Consider the following 10,033-nt stretch of genomic DNA (forward strand, 5'->3'; position numbering starts at 1 on the left):
GGTCTACATTCTGGAGGACCTCGACCAGGAGGACCAGGACGAGATCCTGTCGCAACTGCCGTTCACCGAGCGCATCAGGCTCAGGCGCTCGCTCGACTATCCGGAGGAGTCGGCCGGTCGGCGCATGCAGACGGAATTCGTCGCCGTGCCGCCGTTCTGGACTATCGGCCAGACCATCGACTACATGCGCGAGGACAACAACCTTCCCGACCGCTTCAGCCAGATATTCGTCATCGATCCGAGCTTCAAGCTCGTCGGCGCCATCGACCTGGACCAGATCTTGCGCACCAAGCGGGCGGTGAAGGTCGAGGACGTCATGCATGAGACGAGGCATGCCATCCCCGCCACCATGGACCAGGAAGAGGCGGCGCGGGAATTCGAGCAATACGACCTGTTGTCTGCCGCGGTGGTCGATGAGAACGAGCGGCTGGTCGGCGTGCTCACCATCGACGACGTCGTCGACGTCATCCAGCAGGAGGCCGAGGAGGACCTTCTGCGCATGGGCGGCGTCGGCGACGAGGAACTGTCCGACACGGTGCTCGCGACCTCGCGCTCGCGCGTGCCGTGGCTGCTGGTCAACCTTCTGACGGCCTTCCTCGCGGCCTCGGTAATCGGCCTGTTCGACCAGACGATCGAGCATATCGTTGCGCTGGCCGTGCTCATGCCGATCGTGGCCGGCATGGGCGGCAATGCCGGCTCGCAAACGATGACCGTCACCGTGCGCGCGCTGGCGACGAAGGATATCGACATCTACAACGCCGCCCGCATTATTCGCCGCGAAGTCGGCGTCGGCCTCATCAACGGCATCGTGTTCGCGGTGCTGATCGGCATCGTCGCGGCGGCATGGTTTCGCGACCCCAATCTGGGCGGCATCATTGCGGCGGCGATGATCATCAACATGTTCGCGGCGGCGCTGGCCGGCATCCTGATCCCGCTGCTGCTCGACCGCTTCAAGATCGATCCGGCGGTGGCGTCGGCCGTCTTCGTCACCACGGTCACCGACTGCGTTGGCTTCTTCGCCTTTCTGGGCTTGGCCACCTGGTGGTTCGCCGTACCCTGAAGGCGCAATTGACTTTTACGTAAATGCCGTGCGAGGTTCGGCCGGCTTCCATTCGATTCCGCTCATGGAACGGAGGCGAGGGCGACGCCACCGGACGGCGCCCAGTACCGGCATCGGGAGCAACAATGCGGGAATACTACACGATCACCGAACTGACCCGCGAATTCGACGTGTCGACGCGCACGCTGCGCTTCTACGAGGACGAGGGCCTGGTGCAGCCGGTGCGGCGCGGCCGCACGAGGCTGTTCCGCCCGTCCGACCGGCATCTGATCCGCCAGATCATGCGGGGAAAAAGGCTCGGCTTCTCGATCAACGAGATCCGCGAAATCATCCAGATGTACAAGGAGCCGCCCGGCGAGGTCGGCCAGCTCAAGCTGATGATCAAGCGCATTGAGGAAAAGCGCGAGGATCTCAGGCAGAAGCGGCGCGACCTGGAAGAAACGCTGGCCGAGCTCGACCAGGCGGAAGAATCCTGCGTCGAGCGTCTGGTGGAGCTCGGCGTAAACACCTGAACTCAGTGGGGTACCTCCGGCTCAAATCCAGCGCCGCACCCGCTTGGCGTAGTCGCGGTATTTCTTGCCGAATTTAGCCGCCAGCACCTTCTCCTCCTTTTCGACCGCCAGCTTCTGCGTGGCGAACGCGGCGACGAAGGCGAACAGCAGGAACCAGGCGATCCCGGTGATGAAGGCGACGCCGATCAACAGCAGCGTGTTGGCAAGATACATCGGATTGCGGGTGATCGAGAACGGGCCCGATGTGACGAGATGGTCCGGCACCGCGTTCGGATTGAACGTCGTCTTCGCTCGCAGCATGACCCGGATCGCCGTGAACCAGAGCGCGGCGACAAAGAACAGCGCCACCCAGCCGGCGGCAAACAGGAGGTCGCCGAGGAGATCGCCGATCCACGGCAGCGGAAAGAAGAGGCCGAGCACGACGCTGGCGGCGATGGCGATGACGTAGATCAGCGGCGGCCACGGGATGAGACCGGGTTTCGGCTGACTGTCGGTCATTGCTGTCCTCCCTCCATCGCGCTGTCGGTGCTCGCCGTGCAAGCGCCGGCGAGCTCGGCGAGATGCGCCTTGAACCCCGGTGTCTGGTCGCCCTTGTAGAGCCTGTCCAGTATCCCTTCGCCCTGCAGCGTACCCAGCATGCAGCCACAATAGCTCGTACAGAATTTGCTGTCGCGCTGCTGTTCACAGGATATCTGGCAGGATTTGAGGAAGCTGGCGTCCTGGTCCAGCGGCGCCGCCGGCATCACCTGCGAAAACAGCCAGACCGAACCGAACAGCAGTGGCTGATGGATCAGATAGAAGGCGAGGCTGTGGCGGCCGATGAAGACCAGCGGGTTCGACCAGCGGCCGGGCGCCAATTTCGCCAGCCTGGCAAGCAGGCCGCAGGTGGAAGCGAGTTTCGCCGCGGCAATGCCCAACAGCACGGCGCCGAACCATGGGAAGAGCGGCACATAGTCGTTGGAGCGCGGGTTGGTCGCCGACAGGCCGACCCACCACAGCGCCGGATGGTCGAAGGCTTCCGAGCGCAGATAGAGCGGGGCGGCGATCACAAGCGCCGCGACGGCGATGGTCAGCAGCGAGGGCAATCGCAGGAAGGCGAGGCCGAGCAGGGATGCGAGCGCGATCTCGTGCAATATGCCGAAGAAGATGAAGCCATCCGGCGTGGCGATGCGAGTGATCAACGAAATGGCCAGCGCCGCCACGGCGACCATGGCAAAGCGCTTCCAGAAGCCCGGCCAACGGATCTGCCTTCCATGGGCGAGGAACAGGCTGACGCCGACCAGGAACAGGAAGGTCGAGGCGATGCAGCGCGCGTAGATCTTCCACCAGCCGAAGGCGGTGAGGCCGGGATCGGCATAGCCGAAATTCTCGAGGTCCCAGGTGAAATGGTAGCTCGCCATGGCCAGCAGGGCCAAGCCGCGCACGATGTCGATGGCGACGATGCGTCCTTGCTTCGGCGTGTCCTGAACAGGTTCGGCCGGCGATTGAAGGCTCATCGTGTCTCGCATTCCGATTCAGTGATACCAAACGACTATCATGGTTCAGCCAGACAAAAGAAGGCGGGACCTCTGTCGCCTGGTATCAAGCTGCCCGCCGTTTTCTTTCGAGCGGTTCGAGGGCCGGCCGTGAGCCTGGGTTCAGCGTTCGCCACGCGCGCGGGCTGCCGGCGGCGGCCGTGGCTTTGTCACCTGGCGGCATCTGCCGAAGTCGCTCTAGGGTTTGGGCGAAAATGCCTGATGCCGCGCGCGCACCCATTCGTGGAAACGGTGCAGGTCGTACTCCTCCGGCATCAGCACACCGGCCTCGTGGCGCATCGAACGCAGGCCCTTCTGGTTGACCTCGCAGATCGCCGCGTCCTCTTCCAGCACCTGCCTGCCAAAGGCGACGATGTTGTCGATGTCGGCTTCCGGCGAGGCGAGCGCTTCGGCCGGGAACAGCCATTCGGCTGACAGTTCCGTCTGCTCGGGGCCGAGCGGCACAAGCCGCACGGTGCGCACATAGTCGACATGGCCGACGATGAACATCGACGGCAGGCTTGTGGCGTAGGTCTGGCCGGCGGCGCATTCGGCCGGCGTCAGGCCGGCAAACACCGGGCCGTGCGCGCGGCCGTCGCGCGACCAGGTCTCGGCGCCGGCTCGGAGGCCGCCGGAATATTCCGGCGCGTCATTGTCGGCGTGGCGCGCCCATTCTGGATCGTCGTGCCTCGTCATCAGGCCACGGCCATACATCGGCACCAGCCGCGACAGGTCCTTGTGGACGCCAGGGCAATGCAGGCACTCGTTGAAATTCTCCCAGAAGATCTTCCAGTTGCAGTTCATGACCTTGCGCAGCGCATGGCCGGTGACCAGCGTCTCCAGCGGCCAGTTGGCGAGATTGCCGGAAGCTCTGTCGAACGAAGCTTCCGCCGAGCCGGCGGCATCTTCGGCGAGGTTGATGAAGACGAAGCCGCGCCACACCGACAGCGCCACGCCATAGAGCGGGTAGTCTGCCTTGTCGAAGCCTTCGGGCAGCGACTTCGACGGCACGCGCACGAGATCGCCGCGCAGCGAATAGGACCAGGCGTGGTAGGGGCAGGTCAGCAGCCTGGCCTTCAGCCTTCCCTCGCTCTCCTGGCAAAGCTGCGAGCCGCGATGCCGGCAGGTGTTGTGGAAGGCGCGCAATTCGCCGGCCTCGTCGCGCAGCACCACGATCTCCTGCGTGCCGACGCGGAATGTCCTGAAAGCCAGCGGCTGGGCAAGATCGGCCTCACGGCAGACCAGCAGCCAGCTTTTGTACCAGATCGCGTCGAGGTCACGACCGTGGGCCCCGGCATCCCAATAGGCCGACGACGGCAGCGTCGGCGCAAGCCTGGTCAGGCCGGTGTAGAGGTCGTCGCTCGGTTTGGGCTGCATAGGCGGCTCCCTGAATGGTCCAGCCGACACCCGGGCAGGATGTTTGTCAATCGCTCGCGCCGTGGCCATTGTGGCACGCAATCGCCGCCCCTAAGGTCGGCGCTTCACAAGTCGGGTGCCCAGGGACAGTTCATGCCGCCAAGGACAATGTCGCTCACCGAGGAGCTGGTCGCGCGCTGCTTTCGCGTCGTCGAGGACAGCGGGCCTGATCCCAACGCGATGCATCTGGACGATGCCGACTATGATGCGATGCTGGACACGCTGGAGGCTGAGCTGCCTGGCAGCGAGCCGCTCTGGCTGTTCGGCTACGGGTCGCTGATCTGGAAGCCCGAGATCGACCATGTCGAAGAGCGGGTAGCGGTCGCGCGCGGCTGGCACAGATCCTTCTGCATGAAGATGACGCGCTGGCGCGGCACCAGGGAGCAGCCTGGCCTGATGATGGCGCTGGACCGGGGCGGGCAGTGCAAGGGCGTCGCCTTCAGGCTTGGCGATGCCGACCGGCGCCAGCAGCTCGACAAGGTCTTGCGGCGCGAGGTGACGCTGAAGCCGACCAGCTACCATCCGCGCCTGCTCAACCTTTCGAGCGATGGTGGCACGTTGCGGGCGCTGGCCTTCGTCATCAACCGCAAGGGCACAACCTATGCCGGCCCGCTTGAGGAAAAAGAGGTGGTCGAAAGGCTGGCGACGTCCTGCGGGCACTGGGGATCGGGCGCAGACTATCTTTACAACACGGTGAAGAACCTGGAGCAGCGCGGCATCCATGACAGCCATCTGTGGCGGCTGCAGCATCTGGTTGCTGAACGAATTGCCGCGTCGGACAGCTAGGCCCGGTGGCGCATTTGCGCTGGTGGCCGCCGGAATTTGGTTTGCCGGGCGCGACGATTCTGCCTATAGTCCTGCCGTCGTCGGTTCCGTTTTTGGAGCCAAGAGGGAATGCGGTGAGGGCGAATTCGTCCAATGCCGTGGCTGCCCCCGCAACTGTGTGCGGTAGTCCTCTCCAAGACCACTGAGGAAATTCCTCGGGAAGGTGGGGAAGGGCGCTGATCCGCGAGCCAGGAGACCTGCCGGCGACAGAAACGTTGAATTCTATGCCCTCGGGTGGAGGGCGAAAGGACAAGACATGACGACCGCTTCCGTCTCCCTCGGCACCTCCGTCTCCTCGCAGTCGCGCTTCATGCAGCTGGCCATGGCCGCGTTGCTCGGCATTTTCGTCGTCGGCTTTGTCGGCTTCTCGCATCTCGATGCCGTCCACAATGCCGCTCACGACTACCGCCACTCGATGGCCTTTCCCTGCCACTGACAAGGGCCTGACATCATGAACCTGTTTCGCAACGTCGTGTTCATCGCGGCGATCGCAGGGCTCGTGGCCGGCGTTGTTCTCGCTTGCCTGCAGGCCTATGCAACCGTGCCGCTGATCCTCAAGGCCGAAGTCTACGAACAGGCCGGCGGCGGCCATCATCATGATCATGCCGCGGCGCCTGCCGAGACCGGCAACGCCATGAGCTCCGCCGCTCCGGCCGGAAATGCCATGAGTTCCGTGGCGCCGGCTCCGGCCGAAGCGGCCGCGCCAGCGGAAGACGAGGGCTGGGCACCGGCCGACGGCTTCGAGCGTTTCGCCTTCAACGTCGTCGCCAACATCGTCACCGGCATCGGCTTCGCGCTGATCCTGGTCGCGGTTTCGGAATTCGCCGGCGGCATCGGCAGCTGGCGCCAGGGCGTGTTCTGGGGGCTCGCCGGCTTTGCCGTGTTCACCCTGGCCCCCGGCCTCGGCCTGCCGCCGGAACTGCCGGCGATGCCGGCGGCCGAACTCCTGCCGCGCCAGATCTGGTGGACGGCGACAGCGGTCGCGACCGCCGCCGGACTCGGCCTGATCGCCTTCCGCAAATCGCTGCCGCTGGCGATCCTGGCCGTAGCCCTGATCGTCGCGCCGCACATCGTCGGCGCGCCGCAGCCGGAAAGCTTCAAGACGCCGATTCCCGAAGGCCTGCATCACCAGTTCGTGGTCGCCGTGACACTCACCGATCTGGTGTTCTGGCTGGTGCTGGGTGCCGCCGTCGGCGTGGTGCGCGGCCGCTTCACCGGCACGGCCACCAGCCTGCGCGACAGCTTTGCCTGATCGCAGGGGACTGACCTTCATCATCGGCGGTGCGCGCTCCGGCAAGAGGGCGCATGCCGAAACCCTGGTGACGGCGAGTCCCTCGCCATGGGCTTACATCGCCACCGCGGAAGCCTATGACGATGAGATGCGCGAGCGCATCGCGCTGCATCGGGCGCGTCGCGGCGAGGGCTGGGCGACGGTCGACGCGCCGCTCGATCTTGCCGCCGCGATCGAGGCGCTGCCTGACCACGAACCCGTCTTGATCGACTGCCTGACTCTGTGGCTGACCAATCATATGCTGGCCGAGCGCGACCTCGATGCGGAATGCCGGCGGCTTGTGGATGTTCTATCGCGGCCGCGCGGGCCGTGGTTCGTGGTGTCCAACGAGGTTGGCCTGGGCATCGTGCCCGACAATGCGCTGGCGAGGCGGTTTCGCGATGCCGCCGGCCGGCTCAACCAGCAGGTCGCCGCCGTCGCCGATACGGTGCTGCTGATGGTGGCCGGTCTGCCGCTGAAAGTGAAGTGAGATGACCGAGACTGATGACAAGGATGCCGAGCGCCATCGCGCCAAGATGGCCAAGCGCAAGGCTGTTCAGGACGCCGAGGTGGCGGCAAAGACGATCGAGAAGGGACTGCTGATCGTCAACACCGGACCGGGCAAGGGCAAGACTACGGCCGCCTTCGGGCTGGCGCTCAGGATGCTCGGCTACGGCAAGCGTGTCGGCGTCGTCCAGTTCATCAAGGGCAAATGGCAGACCGGCGAGAAGGACGCCTTTGCCGCCTTCGGCGACCGCGTCGTGTGGCATGCGATGGGCGAGGGCTTCACCTGGGAGACGCAGGACCTGAAGCGCGACATCGCCGCCGCCGAGGCTGCCTGGGCAAAAGCACTGGAGCTGATGGCGGATCCGTCGATCAGCCTTGTCGTGCTCGACGAGCTCAACATCGCGCTGCGCTACGACTATCTCGATCTGGAAAAGGTCGTTGCCGCGCTGAAGGCGCGCCGTGCTGACCTGCATATCATCGTCACCGGCCGAAACGCCAAGCCGCTGCTGGTCGAGGCGGCCGATCTCGTCACCGAAATGGGGCTGACCAAGCATCATTTCTCGGCCGGCGTGAAAGCCCAGCAAGGCATCGAGTTCTGATCACATCGTCAGATAGATCAACAGCGCCGACAGGATGCCGAACAGCGCGATCAGCAGCCGGTCGGCCACCTGGTAGAGCTTCAGCGCCTGCCTGATGTCGAGGCTTTCCGCCTCGCGCCGGCCGCCTTCGCCCATGTAGGCATCCTCGACGACGACGCCGCTATAGCTGCGCGGGCCGGCCAGGGCGAGACCCAGCGCGCCGGCCATCGCCGCCTCCGGCCAGCCGGCATTGGGCGAACGGTGCTTCCTGGCGTCGCGCCGCATGGCCTGCCAGGCGTTGCGGGGGTCCGCGCCCTTGACGAAGAAGGCAGCCAGCACGATCAGCAGCCCGGTCAGCCGCGATGCCGGCAGGTTGATCCAGTCGTCGAAGCGCGCCGCCGCCCAGCCGAAGGCCTCATGGCGTGGCGTGCGGTGGCCGATCATGGAATCGGCGGTGTTGGCGGCCTTGTAGGCGACGCCGCCGGCCAGCCCGCAGACCCCGCTCCAGAAGGCCGGTGCGACGATGCCGTCGGAGAAATTCTCGGCCAGGCTTTCGATCGCCGCGCGGGAAACGCCTGCCTTGTCGAGCTTTTCGGGATCGCGACCGACGATGCGCGAGACGGCGATGCGGCCGAGCGTAAGGCCGCCGGTGTCGAGCGCGTCGGCCACGGCCTCGACATGCTCGGCCAGGCTCTTCTGCGACATCAGCGACGATGCCAGGATCGCGGTGATGATCAGGCCTACAGGAAACATCTGCCAGAGCAGGAGCTGCACGGCAAAGGCGATGGCCGCCGGCACCAGTACGATGACAAGCAGAGCCATGACGCCCCGGCGGCGACGCCGAGCGTCGGAATCAGTGGCGCGGTTGAGCGCGCGATCGAGAAAGGATATCAGCCTGCCGAACCAGGTGACGGGATGGCCGATGGCCCCGAACAGCCAGTCCGGGTAGCCGAGTGCCCGCTCAATGACCAATGACAGGAAGGCAATCAGTATCGACATGAAGCTTCTTGATGGAGCGATTGCGGCAGTGGATCACGGCGGATCCCTTGGCCGGGCGAGCGCGCTCTTCCCTCACGCGCCACGGCCTTTCGTCGATCTCTCGACGGGTATCAATCCGCACTCCTATCCAATTTTCGAATTGCCCGCCACCACCCTGTCGCGATTGCCGGAAGCGGCGCGGCTCGGCGAACTTCGCGCGGTCGCGGCCAGCGCCTATGGCGCGCCGTCGGCGGCGCATGTGGCGGCCGCGCCCGGCACGCAGATCCTGCTGCCGCGCGTTGCCTCGCTGCTGAAGCCCGGCAAGGCGCTGGTGCTCGGGCCGACCTATGCCGAGCACAGCCGAGCCGCCGCCATCGCCGGCCATGCGGCGGCCGAGGTCGATGATGTCGAAGCGCTTACCGAGGCCGACCTCGCCGTCGTCGTCAACCCCAACAATCCGGACGGTCGCGTCGTTGAGCGCGAAAGACTGCTTCAGCTTGCCGCACGGCTTCGCGCCAGGGGCCGCCTGCTGGTCGTCGACGAGGCGTTCATGGATGTCGGGCCGGCAGCGGAAAGCCTGGCCGGCGATGTCAGGCAGGGCGGCATTGTCGTGCTGCGTTCCTTCGGCAAGTTCTTCGGCCTTGCCGGCGTCAGGCTCGGCTTCGCGCTGGCCGACACGCTGACGGTCCAGCGGCTTGAGACGCAACTGGGGCCCTGGGCGGTGGCAGGCCCGGCGCTCGAATACGGCATCCGCGCGCTTGGCGACACGCAATGGCAGGCCGCCATGCGTGGGCGGCTGGCGCAGGACGCGGCGCGGCTCGACAAGCTGTTCGCCCGGTTCGGCGCTACCGTGGCCGGCGGCACCACGTTGTTCCGCTATCTGCGCCTGCCCGAAGCCGCCGGCCTGTTTTCGGCGCTGGGTGAGCGCGGCATCCTGCTCCGGCATTTCGCCCAGCGGCCACAGGTCCTGCGCGCCGGACTGCCGGGCGATGAGACCGAATGGCAGCGGCTCGAAGCGGCGCTTGCCGACTGGACCTCATTGCGCGAGCATCGGACGAAGGAAACCAGCCCATGATCCATGTCTGTTCGCTGTCGAAAGTCGAGGAGACCGTGGCGAGAACCGGCGCGCAGCGCCTGCTGTCGCTGCTTGCCGCCGGCACCGACGTGATGCGCCCGGCCTCGATCGCGGCGGAAAACCATCTGCATCTGGTCATGCACGATATTGCCGTCGCGCAGGAGGGCATGACCATGCCGGGCGAGCAGCATGTCCGCGCGCTGCTCGATTTCGGTTATCGCTGGGATCGGGCAAAGCCGCTCGTCGTGCATTGCTATGCCGGCATCAGCCGGTCGACCGCCTCGGCCTATATCATTGC

The 10,033-nt window shown here is 65.6% G+C and carries 12 protein-coding genes, 1 pseudogene and 1 riboswitch; of the genes and pseudogenes, 9 read left to right on the top strand and 4 right to left on the bottom strand.

Annotation, left to right across the window (positions count from 1 at the left end; genetic code table 11):
- A partial coding sequence (mgtE, locus tag EN742_RS12605) for a magnesium transporter (protein ID WP_128332863.1) occupies window positions 1–1,060 on the top strand: 1,060 nt, incomplete at its 5' end.
- Between the two features lie 125 nt (window positions 1,061–1,185).
- The gene (locus tag EN742_RS12610) at window positions 1,186–1,572 is read left to right on the top strand and encodes a MerR family DNA-binding transcriptional regulator (protein ID WP_112618641.1); all 387 of its coding nucleotides are present in this window, start codon (window positions 1,186–1,188) and stop codon (window positions 1,570–1,572) included.
- A 21-nt stretch (window positions 1,573–1,593) separates the two neighbouring features.
- On the opposite strand, the gene EN742_RS12615 is transcribed toward EN742_RS12610, so the two are convergent.
- The 3 genes from EN742_RS12615 to EN742_RS12625 all read right to left on the bottom strand — a co-directional run bounded on the left by EN742_RS12615 (window position 1,594) and on the right by EN742_RS12625 (window position 4,463).
- Window positions 1,594–2,070, bottom strand: a complete 477-nt coding sequence (locus EN742_RS12615) for an isoprenylcysteine carboxylmethyltransferase family protein (protein ID WP_126054048.1) — start codon at window positions 2,068–2,070, stop codon at window positions 1,594–1,596.
- On the bottom strand, window positions 2,067–3,068 hold the full coding sequence (locus tag EN742_RS12620; protein ID WP_126054049.1) for a DUF1624 domain-containing protein: 1,002 nt from the start codon (window positions 3,066–3,068) through the stop codon (window positions 2,067–2,069). Before EN742_RS12620 ends, EN742_RS12615 begins: the two co-directional genes overlap by 4 nt.
- A 216-nt stretch (window positions 3,069–3,284) precedes the next feature.
- Entirely contained in the window at window positions 3,285–4,463 is a 1,179-nt protein-coding gene (locus EN742_RS12625) for an aromatic ring-hydroxylating dioxygenase subunit alpha (protein WP_126054050.1), read from the bottom strand.
- 132 nt (window positions 4,464–4,595) lie between these two features.
- Here EN742_RS12625 and EN742_RS12630 point away from each other — a divergent pair, with 132 nt between their 5' ends.
- The 5 genes from EN742_RS12630 to cobO all read left to right on the top strand — a co-directional run bounded on the left by EN742_RS12630 (window position 4,596) and on the right by cobO (window position 7,703).
- The gene (locus EN742_RS12630) at window positions 4,596–5,288 is read left to right on the top strand and encodes a gamma-glutamylcyclotransferase (RefSeq protein WP_126054051.1); all 693 of its coding nucleotides are present in this window, start codon (window positions 4,596–4,598) and stop codon (window positions 5,286–5,288) included.
- A 64-nt stretch (window positions 5,289–5,352) separates the two neighbouring features.
- A riboswitch (cobalamin riboswitch) is annotated at window positions 5,353–5,547 on the top strand.
- Between the two features lie 36 nt (window positions 5,548–5,583).
- Entirely contained in the window at window positions 5,584–5,763 is a 180-nt protein-coding gene (locus tag EN742_RS12635; RefSeq protein ID WP_126054052.1) for a CbtB domain-containing protein, read from the top strand.
- Window positions 5,764–5,778: 15 nt separating this feature from the next.
- Complete coding sequence (locus EN742_RS12640; protein WP_126054053.1) at window positions 5,779–6,579, top strand: CbtA family protein; 801 nt, start codon at window positions 5,779–5,781, stop codon at window positions 6,577–6,579.
- Window positions 6,572–7,087: a bifunctional adenosylcobinamide kinase/adenosylcobinamide-phosphate guanylyltransferase gene (gene cobU, locus EN742_RS12645; protein WP_128332864.1), complete on the top strand. Its 516-nt coding sequence runs from the start codon at window positions 6,572–6,574 to the stop codon at window positions 7,085–7,087. The genes EN742_RS12640 and cobU overlap by 8 nt, the downstream gene beginning before the upstream one ends.
- Window position 7,088: 1 nt before the next feature.
- Window positions 7,089–7,703, top strand: a complete 615-nt coding sequence (cobO, locus tag EN742_RS12650; protein ID WP_126054055.1) for a cob(I)yrinic acid a,c-diamide adenosyltransferase — start codon at window positions 7,089–7,091, stop codon at window positions 7,701–7,703.
- Here cobO and cbiB read toward each other — a convergent pair whose 3' ends face one another.
- Entirely contained in the window at window positions 7,704–8,681 is a 978-nt protein-coding gene (gene cbiB, locus EN742_RS12655) for an adenosylcobinamide-phosphate synthase CbiB (protein ID WP_126054056.1), read from the bottom strand. It abuts the gene before it with no gap.
- On the opposite strand from cbiB, the gene cobD reads away from it, so the two are divergent.
- A complete protein-coding gene (gene cobD, locus EN742_RS12660) occupies window positions 8,680–9,735 on the top strand; it encodes a threonine-phosphate decarboxylase CobD (RefSeq protein ID WP_126054057.1) in 1,056 nt (351 codons plus the stop codon). The genes cbiB and cobD overlap by 2 nt on opposite strands.
- Window positions 9,732–10,033 (top strand): annotated as a pseudogene (locus EN742_RS12665) (protein tyrosine phosphatase); the annotation flags it as partial. The gene cobD and the pseudogene EN742_RS12665, both read left to right, overlap by 4 nt.

Source organism: Mesorhizobium sp. M4A.F.Ca.ET.020.02.1.1 (genome assembly GCF_004022645.1).
Taxonomy (GTDB): domain Bacteria; phylum Pseudomonadota; class Alphaproteobacteria; order Rhizobiales; family Rhizobiaceae; genus Mesorhizobium.

Excerpts from the sequence above, each read along its gene's own strand:
- EN742_RS12610 (WP_112618641.1), top strand. The coding sequence starts at position 1,186 with ATGCGGGAATACTACACGATCACCGAACTGACCCGCGAATTCGACGTG.
- EN742_RS12615 (WP_126054048.1), bottom strand. The coding sequence starts at position 2,070 with ATGACCGACAGTCAGCCGAAACCCGGTCTCATCCCGTGGCCGCCGCTG.
- EN742_RS12620 (WP_126054049.1), bottom strand. The coding sequence starts at position 3,068 with ATGAGCCTTCAATCGCCGGCCGAACCTGTTCAGGACACGCCGAAGCAA.
- EN742_RS12625 (WP_126054050.1), bottom strand. The coding sequence starts at position 4,463 with ATGCAGCCCAAACCGAGCGACGACCTCTACACCGGCCTGACCAGGCTT.
- EN742_RS12630 (WP_126054051.1), top strand. The coding sequence starts at position 4,596 with ATGCCGCCAAGGACAATGTCGCTCACCGAGGAGCTGGTCGCGCGCTGC.
- EN742_RS12635 (WP_126054052.1), top strand. The coding sequence starts at position 5,584 with ATGACGACCGCTTCCGTCTCCCTCGGCACCTCCGTCTCCTCGCAGTCG.
- EN742_RS12640 (WP_126054053.1), top strand. The coding sequence starts at position 5,779 with ATGAACCTGTTTCGCAACGTCGTGTTCATCGCGGCGATCGCAGGGCTC.
- cobO (WP_126054055.1), top strand. The coding sequence starts at position 7,089 with ATGACCGAGACTGATGACAAGGATGCCGAGCGCCATCGCGCCAAGATG.
- cobD (WP_126054057.1), top strand. The coding sequence starts at position 8,680 with ATGAAGCTTCTTGATGGAGCGATTGCGGCAGTGGATCACGGCGGATCC.
- cbiB (WP_126054056.1), bottom strand. The coding sequence starts at position 8,681 with ATGTCGATACTGATTGCCTTCCTGTCATTGGTCATTGAGCGGGCACTC.